Source organism: Stenotrophomonas sp. 82F1, assembly GCF_056861525.1.
On the sequence record NZ_JBSPUD010000023.1, the window covers coordinates 9,563 to 30,821 of the forward strand.

Here is a 21,259-nt window from a genome sequence, read left to right on the forward strand (position 1 = left end):
TGTGTCCCCGCCGGCCCCGCCACCCCCCCCCCCCGCGGGGCCGCCCCCCCCCCCCCCCCCCCCCCCCCCCCCCCCCCCCCCCCCCGCCCCGCCTCTGACAGATTCCGACGGCTGTTGGTAGGTGTCGACCTTGGTCGACACGGTAGATCCACGCCATGCGTGGATGAATCTCTTTCAGATATCGAAATCAATCTGGAGTCAGATCCGTTTTCCGTAGGAAAACGGATCTGACTCCAAGAGCCATTCCAACAGATCGCGGAAATCTGTCGAAGGCGGGGTGGGTCCGGTTGCGGGGGTGTCCGCGGCATGGATGCCGCGGCCAAGCCTACAGGGACGTACTTGCGGCGTCCCCCGCAACCGGACCCACCCCGCCATCCCACGGAATGCCCGCTTTTGCCGTTGCCGTTGCCGTCGATTCGGCGGTGCAGGGCGCAGCCCTGCCGACAACCCTCTCCTGCGACGGTTCGTCGCACGGCGCTCCCGGGGGGCACCTCTACACTAGCGCGGTGATCCGTACCGCCCGCCTGCATCGAACGCTGCTCCAGCTCGCCTTCATCGCGACGCTGCTGATGGTGCTTGCGCCGCTGGTCAGCCGCGCGCTGCAGGCGCCTCAGGGTCAGATCCCTTCACCACAGGGAAGGGCTCTGACCCCATCCACAATGCATTGCGGCATGGACCATGCCCACATGCATCACGGCGATATGGCTGAGGGTCAGAGCCCTTTGCCGGGGCAAAGGGATCCGACCCCGCCTGCCGACCCGCATGCCATGCATGGCGAGGCTTGTGAGTACTGCGTGCTGGCCATGCGCCTGCTGCCGTGGCTGGCAGTGCTGGTGCTGCTGCTGCCCCTGCTGTGGCGGCCGACGCTGGTGTTCCCATGGTCGCAGCCGCGCCTGCCGCTGCTGCATTGGCCGGCACACGCCGCGCGTGGCCCGCCGCTGATCTCGACCGTCCGCTGATTTCCCTATCGAATCCGTCGCACGATGCCTGCAAGGGCGTCGTGCGCGCGTGCGTACCTTGGAGCTGTTCCCATGAAAATGACTTTCCCCGCCGCGGGCGCCCGTGCGCGCCTGCCGTTTGCGCTTGGCGTTGCCTTGACCGCGCCCTTCGCCCATGCCGCGCCCGCTGAAGAAGCGCGGACGCTGGAAACGCTGGTGGTCACCGCCGCTGCACCGTCCTCGCCCTTGCACTGGGTGACCGATCCGCGCCTGCCGCGGCAGCCGGTGCCGGCCAGCGATGGCGCCGATTACCTGAAGACCGTTCCCGGCTTTTCCGCCATCCGCAATGGCGGCACCAACGGCGACCCGGTGCTGCGCGGCATGTTCGGTTCACGCCTGAACATCCTCAGCAACGATGGCAATCTGATGGGTGCGTGTCCCTCGCGCATGGACAATCCGTTGTCCTACATCTCGCCGGAGAGCTTTGACCGGCTGACCATCATCAAGGGCCCGCAGAGCGTGCGCTGGGGCGCGGGTGCCTCGGCGGGCACCGTGCGTTTCGAGCGTGATACCCCGCGTTTCGATGCACCGGGGCTGCGTGCCGATGCCAGTGCGCTGGTCGGTTCGCGCAACCGCAACGACCAGGTGCTGGACCTCACCCTGGGTAATCCGACCGGCTATGTGCGGGCCAGCGGCAACCGCTCCGAAGCCGATGACTACAAGGACGGCAACGGTGATGTGGTTCCGTCGAAATGGCGGAAGTGGAATGGTGACGTAGCCGTTGGCTGGACGCCTGATGCCGATACCCTGTTTGAAGTATCCGCCGGTGCCGGCGATGCGATCGCGCGCTACGCCGGGCGCGGCATGGACGGTGCCGTGTTCGAGCGCACCAGCTACGCCGCACGCTTCGAGAAGCGCAACCTGCCCGGGGCGTGGGACAAGCTGCAGGCCAACGTGTACTACAACGAAGCCGACCACGTGATGGACAACTACACGCTGCGCGAACCGAATCCGCACAGCATGATGCCAATGCCGATGGCGTCGAACGTGGATCGCCGCACGCAGGGTGGGCGCCTCAGCGCCGAATGGCGCTGGCAGGACGTGCAGCTGGTGGCCGGTGTGGATGGTGAGGACAGTCGGCATCGCGGCCGCATGGGCATGGGCCGCGACACCTACAAGCAGGCGGACTGGAACACCGACGCCACCTTCCGCCGCTACGGTGCATTCACTGAACTGACCCTCGGCGCCGGCACCGACCAGCGCTGGATCGGTGGCCTGCGCGTCGATCGTGCCAGCGTGCGCGATGAGCGCGCCGACATCGGCGGCATGATGATGGCCATGCCCAATCCCACCGCCGGCCAGCGCCGCAGGGAATGGCTGGGCAGTGGGTTCCTGCGCTACGAACAGGATCTCGCCGACGGCCTGACCTGGTATGCCGGGCTGGGCCACAGCCAGCGCATGCCTGACTACTGGGAACTGTTCTCGCCCGATCATGGGCCGGCAGGTGCGGTGAACGCGTTCGCTGGCATCCAGCCCGAGCGCACCACCCAGCTCGACGTTGGCCTGCAGTACAAGGGCCCGCGCGTGCAGGCCTGGGTCTCGGCATATGCGGGGCAGATCCAGGACTACATCCTGTTCACCTACCGCGGCAGCGGCATGATGGGCATGAGCCAGGCCGACAACGTGCAGGCACGCATCGCCGGTGCCGAGGCCGGTGTGCAGCTGCAGCTGGACGCGCAGTGGAAGCTGGGTGGCACCCTGGCCTATGCCTGGGGCGAGAACCGCGACCAGCATCGCCCGTTGCCGCAGATGCCGCCGCTGGAAGCGCGCCTGAGTGCGGACTGGGAAGGCCAGCGCTGGAGTGCCGGCGCGCTGGTGCGCGCGGTCACCCATCAGCACCGGGTCGCGGACGGGCAGGGCAACGTGGTGGCGCAGGACCTTGGGCCGAGCAGCGGCTTTGCCACGCTGGCGCTCAATGCGGCCTATCGTTTCAGTTCGCAGCTGCAGCTCAGCGCCGGTGTCGACAACCTGTTCGACCGTGCCTACAGCGAGCATCTGAATCTGGCCGGCAGCGCCGATTTCGGCTTCCCGGCCGATCCGGTGCGCATCAACGAGCCCGGCCGCAGCCTGTGGATGAAGGTGAACTACCGGTATTGATCCGCCGGGCATGGCCCGGCGCTACCCATGCGCCGGGCAACAAAGAAAACGGGGTCGGATCCCCGCCAGGTTCCGACCCCGCCCGGCGCCCTCGGCCGGGCCTCCCGACTCTACGACGGCGTCGCCGCTCATGGCGCGCCGGGATACATCCCGACATACGCCGACACCGTGCTGCAGACCCTTGCATGGAATGGGCGCACGGCGCTATCGCAGTACCCGTTCCACGCCGGTAAACGCTTGGCACATACCGCTTTTGCGGGGCCTTGCCTACACTCGGCGGCCGTGGATCACTCAGGATTGTTCATGTTGGCTCGTATCGCTTCGACCCTGGCCCTTGGCCTCAGCCTGGCCGTGCTGGCCGGGTGCGCAGGCAAACAGGAGGCCGCCGCGCGTCGGCAGGGCGAAGCCGTGCCGGTCACCGCGCAGGTCGTGCAGTCGGTGCAGTGGAACGACACGCTGCAGGCGCTGGGTACGGCCAAGGCGCGCGAGTCGATCAGCGTGACCGCCAAGGTGAGCGAGATCGTCGAGCGCGTGCATTTCGAAAGTGGCCAGCAGGTCGCCGCCGGTGCGCCCCTGGTGACCCTGCGCGGGCAGGCCCAGGAAGCCGCATTGGTGCAGGCGCAGGCGACCTTCCGCGAAGCCGACCAGTTGTACAAGCGCCAGCGCGAACTGGCGGCGCAGCGGTTGGTGTCCAGCGCGACCCTGGACACGCAGAAGTCGATCCGCGACGCCGCCGAAGCACGCGTGGCGCAGATGCAGTCGGATATCGGCGACCGTCGCGTGCGTGCGCCATTCGCCGGCGTCCTCGGCATCCGCCAGATCAGCCCGGGCACGCTGCTGACGCCGACCACGGTGATCGCCACCCTCGACGACGTCGAGCGCATGCACATCGATTTCCAGGTGCCGGAAGTGGAGCTGGCGTCGCTGACCATCGGCGACAAGGTGCAGGCCACCAGCGTGGCCTGGCCGGGCCGCACCTTCGAAGGCGAGGTCAGCACCATCGATGCACGCATCGACCCGGCCACTCGTGCGGTGACCGTACGTGCCGACTTCGCCAACGGCGACCACGCACTGCGTCCGGGCATGCTGCTCGACGTGCGCCTGTTCCATCCCGATCGACCGGCACTGGTGGTGCCGGAAATCGCCGTGGTACAGGTCGGTCGCGATAGTTTCATGTACCGCATCAAGGCCGATGACACCGTCGAACGCGTGGACGTGGTTACCGGCGCGCGTCGCGCCGGCGTGGTCGAGATCAAGCAGGGCCTGCAGGCCGGCCAGCGCATCGTGGTGGACGGCACCGGCAAGCTGCGTGCGGGCCTGAAGGTGGCGGCCAGCGACGCCGCGCCCGCCAGTGGCGCGCAGCCGGCGACGGTTGAAGCACCGGCCGCTGCCGGGGGGCACGGCGGATGAAGCTGTCTGACATCTCCATCCAGCGGCCGGTGTTTGCCGTGGTGATGAGCCTGCTGTTGCTGGTGCTGGGCGTGATGTCCTTCACCCGCTTGACCCTGCGCGAACTGCCGGCCATCGACCCGCCGATCGTTTCGGTGTCGGTGGACTACACCGGTGCCTCGGCGGCGGTCATCGAAAGCCGGATCACCCAGGTGTTGGAAGACGCGCTGGCCGGCATCGAAGGCATCGATACGATCAACGCACGCAGCACCAACGGCCGTTCGCAGGTCAGCATCGAGTTCACCTCCAACCGTGACATCGAAGCGGCGGCCAACGACGTGCGCGATGCCGTCAGCCGCGTGGCCGACCGCATGCCCGAAGAGGCGCGGCCACCGGAGATCGCCAAGGTCGAGAGCGATGCCGACCCGATCATCTGGTTCAACATGGTGTCCTCGACCATGGACACGCTGGAACTGAGCGACTACGCCGACCGCTACGTGGTCGACCGCTTCTCCAGCCTTGATGGTGTGGCCCAGGTCCGCATCGGCGGCCGCCAGCGCTATGCGATGCGCATCTGGCTGGACCGTGACCAGCTGGCCGCACGTGGCCTGACCACCGGCGACATCGAAACCGCGCTGCGCAACGAGAACGTGGAACTGCCGGCGGGCCGCATCGAGTCCACCGACCGCGATTTCACCCTGCGCGTGGAGCGCAACTACATCAAGCCCGAAGACTTTGCGACCATTCCGCTGGGCAAGGGCCGTGATGGCTACGTGGTGCGCATGGGCGATGTGGCGAAGATCGAGCTGGCCTCGGCCGAGCGTCGCGCGTATTACCGCAGCAACGGCGAGCCCGGCATCGGCCTGGGCATCGTCAAGACCTCTACGGCCAACTCGCTGGACGTGGCGCGCACCGCGCGCGCCGAGGCCGAGCGTGTGGCGCTGACCCTGCCCAAGGGCACGCAGATCTTCGTTGCTTTCGACAACACCACCTTCATCGAGGCCGCCGTCGACCGCGTGTACGCCACGCTGGTGGAGGCGATGATCCTGGTGCTGGCGGTGATCTGGCTGTTCCTCGGCAGTTTCCGCGCGGCGTTGATTCCGGCGGTGACGGTGCCGGTGTGCCTGGTGGCGGCGTTCATCGCGCTGTACGCGTTCGACTTCTCCATCAACCTGCTGACGCTGCTGGCGCTGGTGCTGTGCATCGGCCTGGTGGTGGATGACGCGATCGTGGTGGTGGAAAACGTGCAGCGCCGCATCGACCTCGGCGAACCGCCGTTGGTAGCGTCCAAGCGCGGTACCGCGCAGGTGGCGTTCGCGGTGATCGCCACCACCGCCGTGCTGGTGGCGGTGTTCCTGCCGGTCGGTTTCCTGGAAGGCAACACCGGGCGCCTGTTCCGTGAACTGGCGGTGGCGCTGGCCGCCGCGGTCGCGCTGTCGGCGTTCGTCGCGCTGACGCTGACCCCGATGATGGCCTCCAAGCTGCTCAAGCCGCATACCGGGCAGGCACCGCGCGGGCTGCACGGTTTCATCAACCGCAATCTGGAACGCCTGGCCGGCGCTTACGGCCGCGTGCTCGACCACCACGTCGACCGCACCTGGATCTACCTGCTGGTGATGGTCGCTGCGTTGGCGGCCAGCTGGCTGCTGATCAAGGTGCTGCCTTCGGAACTGGCTCCGGCCGAAGACCGTGGTTCGTTCCAGATCATGATCGATGGCCCGGAAGGCGCCGGCTACGACTACACCGTGCAGCAGGTACAGCAGGTCGAAGCACTGCTGGCACCGCATGTGGGCGCGGACAAGCCGATCGTGCGCGCCAACCCGCGCGTGCCCGGTGGCTTCGGCGCCAGCGAGGAAATGCACACCGGTCGCGTCAGCGTGTTCCTGCAGCCGTGGCGCCAGCGCAGCGAAGGCACGCCGGAAGTAGCCAACGAACTGCAGAAGGAACTGGACACCATCCGTGGCGTGCGCGTGCGTACCCAGGTCGGTGGCGGCCTGGTGCGCAGTGGCGGGCAGCCGTTCCAGATCGTGCTGGGTGGCCCGGAATACGCCGAGATCGCGCAGTGGCGCGACCGCATCCTGCTGCGCATGGCCGACAACCCCGGCCTGGTCGGCCCGGACTCGGACTACAAGGAAACCCGTCCGCAGATGCGGGTGAACATCGACCGCCAGCGTGCGGCCGACCTCGGCGTGCCGGTCACCGCGATCGGTTCGGCGCTGGAAACGATGATGGGCTCGCGCCGCGTCACCACCTTCGTCGACAACGGCGAAGAGTACGACGTGCTGGTCCAGGCCGGCCGTGATGGCCGCGCCAGCCCGGCCGACCTCGCCGCGATCCGCGTGCGTGCAACCTCCGGAGAACTGGTGCCGTTGTCCAACCTGGTCACGCTGAGCGAAGTGGCCGAAGCGGGCACCTTGAACCGCTTCAACCGGCTGCGCTCGATCACCATCAGCGCCGGTCTGGCACCGGGGTATCCGCTGGGTGAGGCCATCGCCTGGGCGCAGCAGGTGACCCGCGAAGAGCTGCCGCAGTACGCGCAGGTGAACTGGAAGGGCGAATCGCGCGAGTACCAGAGTGCGGGTGGCGCGGTGCTGCTGACCTTCGCCATGGCCCTGCTGGTGGTGTACCTGGTGCTGGCCGCACAGTTCGAAAGCTTCATCCACCCGCTGACGATCATGCTGACCGTGCCACTGGGCGTGCTCGGCGCGCTGGTTGGCCTGTGGCTGAGCGGAGGGACGGTGAACCTGTTCAGCCAGATCGGCATCGTCATGCTGGTGGGCCTGGCGGCCAAGAACGGCATCCTGATCGTCGAATTCGCCAACCAGCTGCGTGACGACGGGCGAACCGTGCGCGAAGCGATCATCGAATCGGCGATGGTGCGCCTGCGTCCGATCCTGATGACCTCGATCGCCACCGTGGTCGGCGCCATCCCGCTGGTGGTGGCCGGTGGCCCGGGTTCGGCCAGCCGTGGCACCATCGGCATCGTGATCATCTTCGGCGTCACCCTGTCCACCTTCCTGTCGCTGTTCGTGGTGCCGGCGTTCTACGCGCGGCTGGCGCCGTATACCCGCTCGCCGGAGGCGGTGAAGCGCGAGCTGGAGAAGCAGGAGGCCGACTCGCCGTCGGTCGGTGGTCATGCCTGAGCCGGCGCGCATTCTGCAGGGCGAAGGCTTCCTCCTGCGGCCCTGGCGCAGCGATGACCTGGAGTCGCTGCTGCGCCACGCCAACGACGCGGACGTCTCGCGCGGCCTGCGTGACCGCTTCCCGTATCCGTACACCCGCGAGGATGGCGAAGCCTTCCTGGGCGGGCGCGTGCTGGCCCCCGGCACGTTGAACCTGGCCATCGAGATCAACGGCCAGGCCTGCGGCAGCGTGGGCGCCCAACAGGGTGTGGCCGAGCGCGGGCATACCGCTGAACTGGGCTACTGGCTCGGCCAGGCCCATTGGGGACGGGGCCTGATGACCGGTGTGGTCGGTCTGTTCGCGCCCTGGGTGATGGACGAGCTTGGCCTGTTCAGGCTGCAGGCCACGGTGGTCGACTTCAACCTGGGCTCGGCCCGGGTACTGGAAAAGAACGGTTTCCAGGAAGAGGGCGTGGAGCGCTGCGCCGTCTACAAGCGCGGCGTCCTGCATGACCTGCGCCGCTTCGCCCGGGTGCGCACGCAGCTGCCCTGAACACGCGGGCTGGCCGCTGTAGAGCCGAGCCCATGCTCGGCTTGGGCCCCTGACGGCAGCCGAGCATGGGCTCGGCTCTACAAAGCAGCGCTATCGCAGCGACCGTCGATCAGGGAGAATCGACCGGTCCCTTCCAGCCGACGGGACGTCCTCACAACCCGCCGACTGGAGAGAGCGCGCGTGGAAGCTACCGTACATTTCATCAACAGCATCATCTGGAGCAAGGCGCTGATCTTCATGTGCCTGGCCGCCGGCCTGTTCTTCAGCCTGCGCACCCGCTTCATGCAGATCCGTGGTTTCGTCGAGATGTGCCGCCTCACCGTGTCCGGTGAGAAATCCGACGCCGGCGTGTCCTCGTTCCAGGCCCTGGCCATGTCGATGGCCGGCCGCATGGGCATCGGCAACATCGCCGGCGTGGCCACCGCCATCGCCTTCGGCGGCCCCGGCGCGATCTTCTGGATGTGGGTGATGGGCTTCCTCGGCGCATCCACGTCGTACGTGGAATGCACCCTGGCGCAGATCTACAAGACCAAGGATGCCGAAGGCCGCTACCGCGGTGGCCCGGCCTACTACATCGAAAAGGCGATGGGCCTGAAGTGGTATGCCATGGCCTTCGCCATCGCCACGATCATCGCCGCCGGTTTCCTGATGCCGGGCGTGCAGGCCAACGCCATCGCCGACAGCATCATCAATGCCTGCCGAGGCACTGCGCTGTGCGGTCCGCTCGATGGCCAGGCCTTTGGCATGGAATCGGTGCAGGCGCTGAAGCTGGGCATCGGCATCGTTGTCGCCCTGCTGCTGGGCGTGGTGATCTTCGGCGGCGTCAAGCGCATCGCCAACTTCGCCGAAGTGGTGGTGCCGTTCATGGCGGCTGGCTTCATCCTGACCGCCATCGTCATCATGATCATCAACTACGACCGCGTGCCGGAAATGTTCGGCATCATCTTCAAGAGCGCCTTCGGTACCCACGCCGCGTTCGGCGCGATGATGGGCCTGGCGGTGGAATGGGGCATCAAGCGCGGCATCTACGCCAACGAGGCCGGGCAGGGCTCGGGTCCGCACGCTGCGGCGGCCTCCGAGGTCTCGCACCCGGCCAAACAGGGTTACGTGCAGGCCTTCGCCATCTACTTCGACACCATGATGGTGTGCACCGCCACCGCCTTCCTGATCCTGGCCAGCGGCACCTACAACGTGTATTCGCCGGTGGCCGGTGCCGAGCCGATCTTCCAGGGCCTGGCCGGCATTCCCGAAGGTGCGGGCTACGCGCAGGCGGGTGTGGAAGCAGTGCTGCCGGGCTGGGGCTCGGCGTTCGTGTCGGTGGCGATCTTCTTCTTCGCCTTCACCACGATCATGGCCTATTACTACATGGCCGAAACCAACCTGACCTACGTCAACCACAACAGGAAGCGCCCGCTCACCGTGCTGCTGCTGCGTCTGGGCATCATCGGCATGGTGGTGTTCGGTGCCTTCCACAACGCCACCCTGGCCTGGGCGCTGGGTGATATCGGCGTGGGCCTGATGGCCTGGCTGAACATCATCGCCATCCTCATCGTGCAGAAGCCGGCCATGCTGGCCCTGCGCGATTACGAACGACAGAAGAAGCTCGGTCTCGATCCGATCTTCGACCCCGATGCCCTGGGCATCAAGAACGCCGATTTCTGGCGTCAACGCAAGCTGGAGTTGTCCCGTAGTGAATGATCCCTGGAAGAATGCCCGCCGCCCGTCGTCGCGACCGCCGCGGGCCACCCCGCTGCCACCGCGTGAGGGCGGCACCCCGCCACCACCGGGGCGCGGCAACGACGAACTGCGCCTGTATGGCTGGAACGCGGTGCAGGCCCTGTTCGCCAAGCGTCCGCAGGCGCTGCGCAAGCTGTATCTGGTGGAATCGCTGATTCCGCGCATGCAGCCGGTGCTGAAGTGGTGCGTGGCCAACCGCGTGGGCTATCGCGTGGTGGAAGAGGGCGACCTCAACAAGCTGGCCGCCACCACCCACCACGAAGGCCTGGTGGCCGACGTGCTGCGTGCGCCGGTGGTGCCGCTGGCGCAGTGGCTGGCCGAACTGGGCGAAGGCCCGGCGCTGGCACTGTGGCTGGATGGCGTCGGCAATCCGCACAACTTCGGTGCGATCCTGCGCTCGGCCGCACACTTCGGTGCCAAGGCGCTGCTGCTGCCGGCCAGCAGCACGCTGGCCCTGTCCGGCGCGGCGGCACGCGTGGCCGAGGGCGGTGCAGAGTCGGTGCCGCTGGTGCAGCTGCCTGAGGACGCAGAAGCGATGGCGCAGCTGCGCGCGGCCGGTTTCGGCCTGGCCGCGACCCTGGTCGAGGGGGGCGATGACGTGTTCCGCGCGTCGTTGCCCGACCGCCTGGTGTACGTGATGGGCGCGGAAAGTGAAGGCATGGATCGCGGCCTGGCCAGCCAGTGCGATCTGCAGGTTTCCATTCCCGGCAGCGGCGCGGTGGAAAGCCTGAACGTGGCCTCGGCCACGGCGGTGCTGCTGGCGCAGTGGTCCAGCCGACACGGCTGAGCCCCTGACCGGGGTCAGATCCCTCGCCGCAGGCGAGGGCTCTGACCCCACTGTGTCACCGCATCACTCGTTCGGCGGCGTGGTCGCCTTGGCTTCACTGCCGAAACTGCCATCGGCTTCGGCGGCCAGATAGGCAAACACGGTGTAGGCCGCCACGTTCTGCGCCAGCGCCTTCGGGTCGATCTTGTCGAGCGTGTCGTCGGCGGTGTGGTGCAGGTGGAAGTAGTCCGAGCCATCCTGCGCCAGCCATGCCCACGCACCACCCTTGGCGGCCAGCGGGCCGACGTCCGGGCCCGGGCCGCCCTTGTCGGCCTGGTACTCGATGCCCAGCGGCTTCATCACCTCGGCAATCTGCTTGGTCGCCTCACGCGAACCTTCCGGGTTCGGCGAACCGGTGTTGAAGGCGTAGATGCGGCCAGCACCGAAATCGCTCTCGGCGGCCAGCTGGTGCAGGGCCACGTCCTTGGCATGCGCTTCGGCGTAGGCCTTGCCGCCGTATAGACCCTGTTCTTCGTTGGCAAAGGCGATCACGCGGATGGTGCGCTTCGGCGACTGCTTGAGCTGGCCGATCAGATGGCCGGCGGCCATGGTGATGCCCACGCCCGCACCGTCATCGACCGCGCCGGTGCCCAGGTCCCATGAATCCAGATGTCCACCGATCACCACCACTTCCTTCGGTAGGCTGCGGCCGGTGATCTCGCCGATCACGTTGTACGAGGTGGCGGTGCCATCCCAGCCGCAGTCCAGCGCCACCTTCACCGTGGTCGCGCCACGGGCGAGCAGGCGCGCCAGCTGGTCGGCGTCGGGCACCGACAGCGCCGCCGACGGTACCGGCGTCAGGCCGTCATCGAAGCGGGTGATGCCGGTGTGCGGCACGCGGTGCGAATCGGTACCGGCCGAGCGCATGAGAAAGCCGACCGCGCCCTTGCGGATGGCCTCGGATGGGCCCTTGCTGCGGATCGCGCCGCCGCGGCCGTAGTCGCGGCCATCGCGGAACGGCAGCATCTGGTAATCGACGAAGGCGATCTTGCCCTTCAGCGAACCGGCCGGTGCGGCCTGCAGCGCGGCCAGATCGGCGAAGCGCACCACCTCGGCTTCCACCGTGCCGCCCGGGCTGCCACCCAGCGCAGTGATCTGCAGCGGCTGCGGGTTCCTGCCGGTCACGGCGGCGTGTTCACCGCGGCGCTCCCACTTCGGGAAGGTCACCGGTTCCTTCCACACCTTGTCAAAGCCCAGTGCCTTGAACTTGGCTTCGGCCCAGGCCACGGCCCGGGCGTCGGCTTCGCTGCCGGCAATGCGCGGGCCGATCTCGGTGGTCAGCGATTCGACCACCTTCCAGCCGGTGTCATCGGCCAGCGCCTGGTCGCGCAGCTGCGCGGCGGTGGCCAGCGAGGCCGGCGGCAGGGTGGTGGCATGCGGTGCCGCGAAGGCTGGCGCGGCCAGCAGGGCGAGGGAGGATGCGATGGCAAGGACGCGGCGACGCATGGACAGCTCCGGGAAGGGTGTAAGCCTTGGAGCTTAACAGTCGTTCAGCGCCGCGCATGGGCGGGAGGTCATGGCCGCTGCGGATGCTGTTTTCCGCCAGATGCAGCAAAGCGAAAGCCCCGCCGGAGCGGGGCTTTCGCGTGTCATGTAGAGCCGAGCCCATGCTCGGCTGCCGTTTCCAGATCAGCCGAGCGTGGGCTCGGCTCTACAGGCGGCGCGGGCGCCAACGGCGCCCGACACCTTATTTCTTCAGGCTGTCGCGGATCTCGCGCAGCAGCACCACTTCCTCGGTCGGCGCTGCCGGTGCGGCTTCCTTCTTGCGCGACAGGCGGTTGATCACCTTGATCACCAGGAAAATGGCGAAGGCCACGATCACGAACTGGATCAGCGTGTTGATGAAATCACCGTAGCCGATCACCACGGCCGGAATCTCCTTGCCATCGGCGCCGATGCTGGCCGGCGACAGCGTCCACGCAAGCTGCGAGAAATCGACCTTGCCGATCAGCATGCCCAGCGGCGGCATGATGATCTTCTCCACCAGCGCGGTGACGATCTTGCCGAAGGCCGCGCCGATCACCACGCCGACGGCGAGGTCGATGACGTTGCCGCGCATCGCGAATTCCTTGAACTCGGTGAGCATTCCCATTGTTGTTTTTCTCCTGAGGGCGAGGGGGGACAGCGCGCAGGGTAGCGCAGGTGATGTCAGCCGGCGATCACGCCGTGGCGCTCGGCCACGTTCTCAAGACGTGCGCTGAAACGGTCGCCGGGGTTGAGCGCGGCTACGCCGGACGGCGTGCCCATGAACACCAGGTCGCCGGCACGCAGCTGCCACAGCTTGGACAGCTCGTGCAGGATCTCGGGCACGTTCCAGATCATCTGGTCGAGCAGGGACTGCTGGCGTACTTCGCCGTTGATTTCCAGCGACAGGTTGAGCGCAGCCAGGTCGCCGACTTCACCGGCATGCACGATCTCACTGATCGGCGCGGAGGCATCGAAACCCTTGGCCGAATCCCACGGATGGCCCTTCTCCTTGGCGGCGGTCTGCAGGTCGCGGCGGGTCAGGTCCAGGCCCACGGCATAGCCATACACCAGCGCCTCGGCATCGCCCACGGCCAGCTCGCCGGCGGGCGCGTCACGGCCGATCGCCACCACCAGTTCCACCTCGTGGTGCAGGTTGCTGGTGGCAGGCGGGTAGGGGATCACATCATCGTGGCCGACCACGATGGCGTCGGCCGGCTTGGTGAAGAACATCGGGCGGCCGCGATCGTCTGCGGCAGGCACGGCAGCGCCCATCTCACGCGCATGCTCGGCGAAGTTGCGGCCGACGCAGTAGATGCGGTGCACGGGAAAACTGCCGCCGCCAACAACCGGTACACGCGGCGTGGCTGCAGCAGGGATCACATCGGAGACATCGGACATGCGGGCATCCAGGAAGGGAGTGCCCGCAGTCTAGAACGCAGCAAGGCCCGCCGTCAGCGGGCAGCGTCGATCAGCGCGAGGCCGGCAGCGCCGACTTGCGCACCACGTGGTACTCACCCTCGACCACGTTCGGGTCGGCCGGGCGGCTCGGGCCGGGCTTGCGCGAAGCCAGCAGCTTCCACGCCAGGCCCACCAGGATCATGGCAGCACCGACGAATACGCCGATGAACACCATCGCGGCCAGGATCGCCAGGCCGAGCAGGCCTACGGCAACGCGCACCAGCGGATGGCGCGGCTTGCGCGGGGCAAACAGGGTACGGAACTGGTTGAAGGCGAAATCGCGATTGAACATGGTGGCTCGATAGGCTGGAAATCAGCGAGCCATGAGTATCGGCAGCTGCCACTGTCATTGAGTGAAAAACTCGTTAAATATAGCCTTGGCTTATTACGGATCAATGACTTGTGTTCATGTCGCAGCTAGTCACATGACCAGGCATGCGACAATGCGCGATTCCGTCCGAGCCTTCGCCATGACTGCCGCTGTCGCCCTGATCACCCTGGATGCCATTGCCGATGGCGCGTTTGCCGAGGTTGAAGCGGTGGTCGATGGCGATGCCGAGTCGCTGCTGCTTTACCGCGACGGTGAGCAGGTGCGCGCGTTCCTGAACATCTGCCCGCACGCGGGCCGCCGCCTGGACTGGGCACCCGGCCAGTTCCTGAAGAGCCGCGAAGGCCACCTGGTCTGCGCCGCCCACGGCGCCTCGTTCGCGCTGGACAGTGGCGACTGCATCGCCGGCCCCTGCAAGGGCGACCGCCTGCGCGCCGTGCCGGTGGACGTGCGGGATGGGCAGGTCTACCTGGCCTGATGCATCGGTGTGCGGACCAACGGTCCGCACCCACCAAGCCAACAGTCCGCATCCACCAAGCCAACAGTCCGCATCCACCAAGCCAACAGTCCGCACCCACCAAGCCAACAGTCCGCATCCACCAAGCCAACAGTCCGCATCCACCAAGCCAACAGTCCGCACCCACCAGATCAACAGGTATCCAGATCCATCCACGCATGGCGTGGATCTACTGCAGATTGCAGCGATCTGTCGAAGGCGGGGTGGGTCCGGTTGCGGGGGCGTGAGCGCCATGGATGGCGCGACCGAGCTTACAGGGACGTACTTGCAGCGTCCCCCGCAACCGGACCCACCCCGCCAACCCACGGATAGCCAGCTTTTGCTGTTGCTCCGGCTGTTGCCGTTGCCGTTGCCTCTGCGGGTGCAGGGCGCAGCCCTGCCAACCAACCCCAACCCTCAGAACATCAGGTTGATCATCACCACCACCACGCACGTATAGATCAGCGACAGCGGGCCGCCGACCCGCCACATCTCGCGTGGGGTGTAGTTGGCCGGGCCGGTGATCATCGAAATCACCGGGTTCGACGCCGTCATCAGGTTGTTGGACGCCGACAGCGCCACGATCAGCGCGAACGCCGTGGGATTACCGCCTGCCGCCAGCGCCAGGTTCACCGCGATCGGCACCATCACGATGGTCGCGCCGACATGGCTGATCACCAGCGAGAACACCGTGGTCAGCAGCGCCAGCGCCAGCTCCAGCACCCAGATCGGAATGCCGGTGGGCAGCTTGTCGATGGTATGGCCGGCCACCCACGCCGCGGCACCACTGGAATCCATCGCCCAGCCGAGCGGAATCAGCCCGGCCATCATGAACACCGTCTTCCAGTTGATCGAGGCATAGGCCTCGTCCATGCGCAGCACGCCGGTCAACAGCATGCCGGCCACGCCGGTCATCAGGGTCAGTGCTACCGGCAGCTTGCTGGTCAGCGCGATCAGGATGGTCAGGGCGAAGATCGCCATGGCGATCTTGAACTTGTGCGGGCGCTGCTCGCCGGTCGGGTAGTCGGTGACCACCACGAAGTCGCGGCTCTTGGCGGCCTGCGCCAGGTCGGTCCAGATGCTGTGGAAGACCAGCATGTCGCCGGCGCGCAGCTGCACATCGCGCACATCCTCGCGGATCACCTGCTTGTCGCGGTTGATCGCCAGCAGGCTGATGCCGCGTTCCTTGCGCAGGCGCAGCTCGCCTGCGGTCTTGCCGATGACGCCGGAGGTCGGCGGCACCACCGCCTCGGAAATGCCGGCGCGGCTGGGATTGAACAGGTCGCCCAGGTGTTTCAGGCGCGAGGACATGCGCAGGAACTGGTTCTGCGCGAAATCGTGGATCTGCTGGCGCGGGCCCATCGCGCCGAGCACGCTGCCCACCCAGATGCGCATTTCCGCCGGCGGTGCCAGGCGGGTGTCATTGCCGGTCTTCAGTGCCAGCAGCAGCGGCGCGTCATGCAGGTTCTCCGCTTCGCCCAGGGTCATGCCGACCAGCGGACTCTCGGCGGTGACCACCAGCTCGAACACATCGCCTTCGATGCCGTAGGTCTTGGCGAAGTAGCTTTCGGTGCGGGCCGGCGTGGTGCCGTCGTTGACCAGGCTTTCCTCTTCCACCAGCTTGCGGTCGCCGTAATAGCGGAAATACAGCAGCGAGGCGATCAGCAGGGCGATGCCGATCGGCAGCGGCGCGAACATGCGCAGCGGCTCGATGGTGGCCAGGCCGGAGGGCAGGTTGTTGTTGGCCGAGGCCAGCAGATCGTTCAGCAGGATCAGCGGCGAGTTGCCGACCATGGTCAGCGCGCCACCCATTACGATCGCCGCCGAGATCGGCAGCAGCAGACGCTGCATGGTCAGCCCGGTGCGTGCGGCCAGGCGCGAGGCGACCGGCAGGTACAACGCCATCACCGAGGGGTTCTGCATGAAAGACGAGTTCAGGCCGGCAATGGCCGTGGTCATCATCAGCAGCCGCTGCTCCACGCCATGCCCGCGCCGCAGCAGCCAGGCCGCGAGGCGGTTCAGCGCACCGGTGCGGTCCAGGCCGGCGCCGAGGATGGTGGTAGCGATGATGCTCATCACCGCGTTGCCGGAGAAGCCGCCGAAGATTTCCTCCGGCGCGATCAGGCCGGTCACGCCCAGCACCACCAGCACCACCAGCGCGACCACGTCGGCGCGGATGCGCTCGAACAGGAACATCGCCATTGTGAAGCCGACCAGCCCGAGCACGAGCTTCATGTCAGTGGTCAGCGTCAGCGCGGTATCCATGTGGGGCGCGGCGTCCTCAGGCGTTCATCAGGTGCGGTCGTACAACAGGTCCCAGACACCATGGCCGAGCTTCTGGCCGCGGGTCTCGAAGTGGGTCTGCGGGCGCCAGTCCGGGCGCGGCACGCTGCCACGCGGGCCGGCACGGTTGACCAGGCCGGGGGTGGCATCCAGCACGTCCCACATCTGCTCGGCGTAATCCTCCCAGTCGGTGGCGCAGTGCAGACGGCCACCGGAGCGCAGCTTGCGCACCAGCAGCTCGGCAAAGCCCGGCTGGATCAGGCGACGCTTGTTGTGGCGCTTCTTGTGCCACGGGTCGGGGAAGTAGATGCGCACCTCGTCCAGCGCGCCATCGGCGATTTCCTTCTCCAGTACTTCCACCGCGTCGTGGTGGTACAGGCGCACGTGGTCGGCGTTGTCCTCGGCCAGCGCGTTCAGCAGACGGCCGACACCGGGCGCATGCACTTCCAGGCCGATGTAGTCGCGGCTGGGGTCGTGCTGTGCGGCAAAGCGCAGCGCGGCACCGTTGCCGAAACCGATTTCCAGCACCTTGCGCGCATCGCGGCCGAAGGTGGCATCCAGATCACGCGGTTCACCGCTGAAATCCAGGCCGAAACGCGGCCAGCGCTCGTCGAACGCGCGCTGCTGGGCGGGGGTGAAACGGCCTTGCCGCAGCACGAAGCTGCGCACTTCACGGCGGCCTTCGTTGACCGTGAACGGCTTGGGCGGCGCCTTCGAACCGGCGCTGTCAAATGGATTGGTCATCAGCCGATCAACCCATCGATCGGCGAGGACGCACTGGCGTAGCGCTTGCGCGGAATGCGGCCGGCCAGGAATGCCTCGCGGCCTGCTTCCACGGCCTTGCGCATCGCGCTGGCCATCAGCACCGGGTGGCGCGCACCGGCGATGGCGGTGTTCATCAGCACGCCGTCGCAGCCCAGCTCCATCGCGATCGCCGCGTCCGAAGCAGTGCCCACGCCGGCGTCGACGATGATCGGCACCTTGGCGTCTTCGATGATCTGCAGCAGGTTGTACTTGTTCTGGATGCCCAGGCCCGAGCCGATCGGCGCGGCCAGCGGCATCACCGCAGCGCAGCCGATCTCTTCCAGGCGCTTGGCCAGGATCGGGTCGTCGGAGGTATAGACCATCACTTCGAAACCGTCCTTGACCAGCTGTTCGGCGGCCTTGAGGGTCTGCACCACGTCCGGGTACAGCGACTTCTGGTCGCCCAGTACTTCCAGCTTGGTCAGGTTGTGGCCGTCCAGCAGTTCGCGGGCCAGGCGGCAGGTGCGCACGGCATCCTCGGCGGTGTAGCAGCCGGCGGTGTTGGGCAGGATGGTGTAACGGTCCGGTGGCAGCACGTCGAGCAGGTTCGGCTCGCCCGGGTTCTGCCCGATGTTGGTACGGCGGATGGCCACGGTGACGATCCGGGCGCCTGCGGCCTCGGTGGCCAGGCGGGTTTCTTCCAGATCCTTGAACTTGCCGGTGCCGGTGAGCAGCCGCGAGCTGTAGGTCTTGCCGGCGATCACCAGCGAATCGGGGGAGACATGAGCGTTCATGACGCGATTATCGCTTATCCGCCTGAAGATGGGGTCGTCGCAGAAGGTGGGGTCGGATCCCTTTGCCACAGGCAACGGGCTCTGACCCCGCTGTCTCAACCACCGCCCAGCGCATGCACGATCTCCACCACATCGTCCTCGGCCAGTACATGCTCGGCATGACGGCTGCGGCTGACGATCTCGCCGTTGACCTCCACCGCCACCCGGCGTTGCAGCAGCTGCTCGGCCGCGAGCAGGTCCAGGAGGGTCGCCGAAGCGGGCAGGGTGCGGGGTTCGCCATTGAGCTGGATGTTCATGAGGCCATTGTCGCTGATCGCCGGTTCGCATCGGAACCATTGCAAGTAGCGCGCTACGCCCGTACCGGCAAAGCCTGCCAGGCCGGGCTCGGGCGACAATTCATGCGGCGGCGCAGCGTGAGCAATTGGCGGCGCAGTGAAACCATTCACCGTGCGCCGGCGTACGTGCGTCGGAACCTCAACGATATCCCCACAGGAGTTTTTACATGCTGCTCAGCAAACGCCCGATCCGCTCCCTCATGGCGGCCGCGATCGCGCTGGCCGCGCTGCCGGCCATGGCAGGCGAATCCCCCTACAGCCATGCGGTCTTCTTCGGTGACAGCCTTACCGACGCCGGCTACTTCCGTCCGCTGCTGCCGGCCGACGTGCGCCCGGTCACCGGCCAGTTCACCACCAATCCGGGCTGGGTGTGGTCGCAGCAGGTCGCCAATTACTACGGCCTCAATGGCGCTGCCAACGGCAATGGCCAGAACGGCGACAACTACGCTGTCGGCGGTGCCCGTGTCGGCGTCGACGTGGCCAGTGCCCTGGGCACCATTCCCTCGTTGAAGAGCCAGGCGGCCCGCTACCTGGCTGCCAACGGCGGCAAGGCTGACGCCAATGCCCTGTACACGGTCTGGGGCGGCGCCAATGACCTGTTCGCCGCAGCGCGTGCGCCGGCCCAGGCGCAGGCCATCATCGGCGCGGCCGTCACCGACCAGGTGGCCCTGGTGGGCGCCCTCAAGCAGGCCGGTGCCGAGTACGTGCTCGTCCCCAACCTGCCGGACGTCGGCATTGCTCCGCAGTTCCGTTCGCTGGGTCCGGCCGGTGCCGCGCAGGCCACCGCGCTGGCGGCCGGTTACAACAAGGCCCTGTATGGCGGCCTGAAGCAGGCCGGCATCGAGTTCATTCCGCTCGATACCTTCACCGTGCTGCGTGAAGTGGCGGCCAACCCGGCCATGTACGGTTTCCGCAACGTCACCGATACTGGTTGCAGGATCAACCCCGCTGACACCACCACCAGCATCCTGACCTGCAACCCGACCAGCTACGTCAGCCCGGATGCGGCCACCGCCTACCTGTTCGCCGACGGCGTGCACCCGACCACCGCCGGTCATGCGTTGCTGGGGCAGTACGCGGTGTCGATCCTCGAAGGTCCGCGCCTGCAGCAGGTGCTGAGCCATTCGGCACAGACCATCGGCCGCTCGCGCGCCGACCAGGTCAGCCTGCACCAGGCGGGTCGCCCGGCTGACGGCCTGTCGTGGTGGGGTGGCGTGCGCGGCGACATGCAGCGCTACGACCACGCCGATCTGTACGACGGTCTGGCCCCGGCCGGCCTGTTCGGTATCGACTGGGCGCGCGACGGCATGGTCTTCGGTGGTTTCGCCGGCTTTGGCCGTCTCAACGCCGACTTCGGCAACAGCCGTGGCGACTTCACCCAGAAGGACACTACCGCAGGTCTGTTCGCTGGCTGGTACGGCGACCGCATCTGGGTCAATGGCCAGGTCAGCTACACCTGGCTGTCCTATGACGTGAACCGCAAGGTCCAGCTCGGCCCGGCAACCCGCGAGCACAGCGGCTCGCCGGATGGCAGCAACCTGACCGCCGCCCTGAACGCCGGTTACGAGTTCGGCACCGAAGGCGGCTTCCGCCACGGCCCGATCGCCTCGGTGATCTGGCAGCAGGTCAAGATCGACGGTTACACCGAAAGCGCCGATGCCGGCACCCTGGCTACCGCGCTGGGCTACGGCAAGCAGGATGTCGATTCCACCGTGGGCCGTATCGGTTGGCAGGCCCGCTTCGACGGCGGCACCGTCAAGCCGTACGTGCAGGTGACCTACGACCACGAGTTCGAAGACACCAAGCAGGCCAGCGCCTGGGTGCAGAGCCTGCCGGACGTGGGCATGTACCGCGTACCGGGTATGGACTTCGACAAGAACTATGCGACCGCCATCCTGGGCGCGCGCATGGAACTGTTCGGCCTGCAGAGCAACATCGGCCTGAGCGCCACCACCCTGCAGAAGCGTGCGCAGGACGCGACGTTGTTTGCCAGCTTCAGCGGCAGCTTCTAAGGGCTGCGGTCCCGGGCGCCGCAGCGTGCCCGGGACCTCCACACGGTAGCGCCGGGCCATGCCCGGCGAGCCGCTGGCAGCGGTTGCCATTGCGCAAACCCGGCGGGTCCGCATAGACTTCAGCCCTGCAACGCGGGCGTAGCTCAATGGTAGAGCTGTAGCTTCCCAAGCTACTGACGAGGGTTCGATTCCCTTCGCCCGCTCCAGAATCCAGACCCCGGAAGCGGCATTGTCGCTTCCGGGGTTTTTCGTTTGCGCACGGCATGCAGATTCAAACAATCCGCATGTCCGGCCGCTGCGGTCTTCGCTAGCGTGTTGCTCTCATTTCAGGGAGTAGGCAGGCATGGATCGCAGGGATGACGTCGTCACCGCGCTGCATCGGATCTTTCTTTCCGCCGGCATCGGCTCGGCCAAACAGGTTGAAGCGGTTCGAGCACTCGGGCGCGCCGGTGGCCCGCAGGCGGCGCAGTTGATCGGGCAGATCTATCAGGAGGCCTTCAGTGGATCGGCGATCCAGATGGCCTGCATCGCGGCGCTGGGCGAAGCGGCGCGCACATATCCGTCGGCGCTGCCAGGTCCCGATTGAGCTGGGCAGCCACTGCCGCGCGTGGACCGAACAG

General features: G+C 67.0%; 18 protein-coding genes and 1 tRNA gene. 11 read left to right on the top strand and 8 right to left on the bottom strand.

Annotated elements, in window-relative coordinates; translation table 11 throughout:
• The first annotated feature begins 506 nt into the window (after positions 1–506).
• From AC13GI_RS18155 to AC13GI_RS18185, 7 genes are all read left to right on the top strand, one after another.
• Positions 507–959 carry a DUF2946 family protein gene (locus AC13GI_RS18155; protein ID WP_482997009.1) on the top strand — a complete coding sequence of 151 codons (453 nt, stop codon included), beginning with the start codon at positions 507–509 and terminating at the stop codon, positions 957–959.
• 72 nt (positions 960–1,031) lie between these two features.
• Positions 1,032–3,095: a TonB-dependent copper receptor gene (locus AC13GI_RS18160; RefSeq protein WP_482996982.1), complete on the top strand. Its 2,064-nt coding sequence runs from the start codon at positions 1,032–1,034 to the stop codon at positions 3,093–3,095.
• Positions 3,096–3,398: 303 nt separating this feature from the next.
• Positions 3,399–4,505, top strand: a complete 1,107-nt coding sequence (locus tag AC13GI_RS18165; RefSeq protein WP_482996983.1) for an efflux RND transporter periplasmic adaptor subunit — start codon at positions 3,399–3,401, stop codon at positions 4,503–4,505.
• Positions 4,502–7,627, top strand: a complete 3,126-nt coding sequence (locus tag AC13GI_RS18170; protein WP_380655175.1) for an efflux RND transporter permease subunit — start codon at positions 4,502–4,504, stop codon at positions 7,625–7,627. Before AC13GI_RS18165 ends, AC13GI_RS18170 begins: the two co-directional genes overlap by 4 nt.
• Complete coding sequence (locus AC13GI_RS18175; RefSeq protein ID WP_482996984.1) at positions 7,620–8,159, top strand: GNAT family N-acetyltransferase; 540 nt, start codon at positions 7,620–7,622, stop codon at positions 8,157–8,159. Before AC13GI_RS18170 ends, AC13GI_RS18175 begins: the two co-directional genes overlap by 8 nt.
• Positions 8,160–8,339: 180 nt before the next feature.
• Positions 8,340–9,857: an alanine/glycine:cation symporter family protein gene (locus AC13GI_RS18180; protein WP_380651013.1), complete on the top strand. Its 1,518-nt coding sequence runs from the start codon at positions 8,340–8,342 to the stop codon at positions 9,855–9,857.
• Positions 9,850–10,683: a TrmH family RNA methyltransferase gene (locus AC13GI_RS18185; protein WP_482996985.1), complete on the top strand. Its 834-nt coding sequence runs from the start codon at positions 9,850–9,852 to the stop codon at positions 10,681–10,683. The genes AC13GI_RS18180 and AC13GI_RS18185 overlap by 8 nt, the downstream gene beginning before the upstream one ends.
• A 63-nt stretch (positions 10,684–10,746) precedes the next feature.
• Here AC13GI_RS18185 and AC13GI_RS18190 read toward each other — a convergent pair whose 3' ends face one another.
• The 4 genes from AC13GI_RS18190 to AC13GI_RS18205 form a co-directional block, all read right to left on the bottom strand.
• A complete protein-coding gene (locus tag AC13GI_RS18190) occupies positions 10,747–12,168 on the bottom strand; it encodes a M28 family peptidase (RefSeq protein WP_482996986.1) in 1,422 nt (473 codons plus the stop codon).
• A 241-nt stretch (positions 12,169–12,409) separates the two neighbouring features.
• Complete coding sequence (gene mscL / locus AC13GI_RS18195) at positions 12,410–12,814, bottom strand: large-conductance mechanosensitive channel protein MscL (RefSeq protein ID WP_482996987.1); 405 nt, start codon at positions 12,812–12,814, stop codon at positions 12,410–12,412.
• Positions 12,815–12,870: 56 nt separating this feature from the next.
• Positions 12,871–13,587 carry a fumarylacetoacetate hydrolase family protein gene (locus AC13GI_RS18200; RefSeq protein WP_482996988.1) on the bottom strand — a complete coding sequence of 239 codons (717 nt, stop codon included), beginning with the start codon at positions 13,585–13,587 and terminating at the stop codon, positions 12,871–12,873.
• Positions 13,588–13,657: 70 nt separating this feature from the next.
• Complete coding sequence (locus AC13GI_RS18205) at positions 13,658–13,939, bottom strand: hypothetical protein (RefSeq protein WP_089236615.1); 282 nt, start codon at positions 13,937–13,939, stop codon at positions 13,658–13,660.
• Positions 13,940–14,117: 178 nt separating this feature from the next.
• On the opposite strand from AC13GI_RS18205, the gene AC13GI_RS18210 reads away from it, so the two are divergent.
• Positions 14,118–14,453 carry a Rieske (2Fe-2S) protein gene (locus AC13GI_RS18210; RefSeq protein WP_049469607.1) on the top strand — a complete coding sequence of 112 codons (336 nt, stop codon included), beginning with the start codon at positions 14,118–14,120 and terminating at the stop codon, positions 14,451–14,453.
• A gap of 435 nt (positions 14,454–14,888) precedes the next feature.
• On the opposite strand, the gene AC13GI_RS18215 is transcribed toward AC13GI_RS18210, so the two are convergent.
• From AC13GI_RS18215 to thiS, 4 genes are all read right to left on the bottom strand, one after another.
• Positions 14,889–16,736 carry an SLC13 family permease gene (locus AC13GI_RS18215; protein ID WP_025874276.1) on the bottom strand — a complete coding sequence of 616 codons (1,848 nt, stop codon included), beginning with the start codon at positions 16,734–16,736 and terminating at the stop codon, positions 14,889–14,891.
• A gap of 27 nt (positions 16,737–16,763) precedes the next feature.
• On the bottom strand, positions 16,764–17,498 hold the full coding sequence (gene trmB, locus AC13GI_RS18220) for a tRNA (guanosine(46)-N7)-methyltransferase TrmB (RefSeq protein WP_265951428.1): 735 nt from the start codon (positions 17,496–17,498) through the stop codon (positions 16,764–16,766).
• A complete protein-coding gene (locus AC13GI_RS18225) occupies positions 17,498–18,292 on the bottom strand; it encodes a thiazole synthase (RefSeq protein WP_089236612.1) in 795 nt (264 codons plus the stop codon). Before AC13GI_RS18225 ends, trmB begins: the two co-directional genes overlap by 1 nt.
• Before the next feature lie 95 nt (positions 18,293–18,387).
• Positions 18,388–18,588 (bottom strand): sulfur carrier protein ThiS, encoded by a 201-nt coding sequence (gene thiS, locus AC13GI_RS18230; RefSeq protein ID WP_089238075.1) that lies wholly within the window; start codon positions 18,586–18,588, stop codon positions 18,388–18,390.
• Positions 18,589–18,794: 206 nt separating this feature from the next.
• On the opposite strand from thiS, the gene AC13GI_RS18235 reads away from it, so the two are divergent.
• From AC13GI_RS18235 to AC13GI_RS18245, 3 genes are all read left to right on the top strand, one after another.
• Entirely contained in the window at positions 18,795–20,639 is a 1,845-nt protein-coding gene (locus tag AC13GI_RS18235; RefSeq protein ID WP_099820864.1) for an autotransporter outer membrane beta-barrel domain-containing protein, read from the top strand.
• A gap of 132 nt (positions 20,640–20,771) precedes the next feature.
• A tRNA-Gly gene (locus AC13GI_RS18240) sits at positions 20,772–20,845 on the top strand.
• Between the two features lie 137 nt (positions 20,846–20,982).
• Positions 20,983–21,225 carry a hypothetical protein gene (locus AC13GI_RS18245; protein ID WP_482996989.1) on the top strand — a complete coding sequence of 81 codons (243 nt, stop codon included), beginning with the start codon at positions 20,983–20,985 and terminating at the stop codon, positions 21,223–21,225.
• The last annotated feature ends 34 nt before the right edge of the window (positions 21,226–21,259 follow it).

What these genes read in the sequence shown, in the direction of transcription:
- AC13GI_RS18160 (WP_482996982.1), top strand. Translation starts at nt 1,032, where the DNA reads ATGAAAATGACTTTCCCCGCCGCGGGCGCCCGTGCGCGCCTGCCGTTT.
- AC13GI_RS18165 (WP_482996983.1), top strand. Translation starts at nt 3,399, where the DNA reads ATGTTGGCTCGTATCGCTTCGACCCTGGCCCTTGGCCTCAGCCTGGCC.
- AC13GI_RS18170 (WP_380655175.1), top strand. Translation starts at nt 4,502, where the DNA reads ATGAAGCTGTCTGACATCTCCATCCAGCGGCCGGTGTTTGCCGTGGTG.
- AC13GI_RS18175 (WP_482996984.1), top strand. Translation starts at nt 7,620, where the DNA reads ATGCCTGAGCCGGCGCGCATTCTGCAGGGCGAAGGCTTCCTCCTGCGG.
- AC13GI_RS18190 (WP_482996986.1), bottom strand. Translation starts at nt 12,168, where the DNA reads ATGCGTCGCCGCGTCCTTGCCATCGCATCCTCCCTCGCCCTGCTGGCC.
- mscL (WP_482996987.1), bottom strand. Translation starts at nt 12,814, where the DNA reads ATGGGAATGCTCACCGAGTTCAAGGAATTCGCGATGCGCGGCAACGTC.
- AC13GI_RS18200 (WP_482996988.1), bottom strand. Translation starts at nt 13,587, where the DNA reads ATGTCCGATGTCTCCGATGTGATCCCTGCTGCAGCCACGCCGCGTGTA.
- AC13GI_RS18205 (WP_089236615.1), bottom strand. Translation starts at nt 13,939, where the DNA reads ATGTTCAATCGCGATTTCGCCTTCAACCAGTTCCGTACCCTGTTTGCC.
- AC13GI_RS18210 (WP_049469607.1), top strand. Translation starts at nt 14,118, where the DNA reads ATGACTGCCGCTGTCGCCCTGATCACCCTGGATGCCATTGCCGATGGC.
- AC13GI_RS18215 (WP_025874276.1), bottom strand. Translation starts at nt 16,736, where the DNA reads ATGGATACCGCGCTGACGCTGACCACTGACATGAAGCTCGTGCTCGGG.
- trmB (WP_265951428.1), bottom strand. Translation starts at nt 17,498, where the DNA reads ATGACCAATCCATTTGACAGCGCCGGTTCGAAGGCGCCGCCCAAGCCG.
- AC13GI_RS18225 (WP_089236612.1), bottom strand. Translation starts at nt 18,292, where the DNA reads ATGAACGCTCATGTCTCCCCCGATTCGCTGGTGATCGCCGGCAAGACC.
- thiS (WP_089238075.1), bottom strand. Translation starts at nt 18,588, where the DNA reads ATGAACATCCAGCTCAATGGCGAACCCCGCACCCTGCCCGCTTCGGCG.
- AC13GI_RS18235 (WP_099820864.1), top strand. Translation starts at nt 18,795, where the DNA reads ATGCTGCTCAGCAAACGCCCGATCCGCTCCCTCATGGCGGCCGCGATC.
- AC13GI_RS18245 (WP_482996989.1), top strand. Translation starts at nt 20,983, where the DNA reads ATGGATCGCAGGGATGACGTCGTCACCGCGCTGCATCGGATCTTTCTT.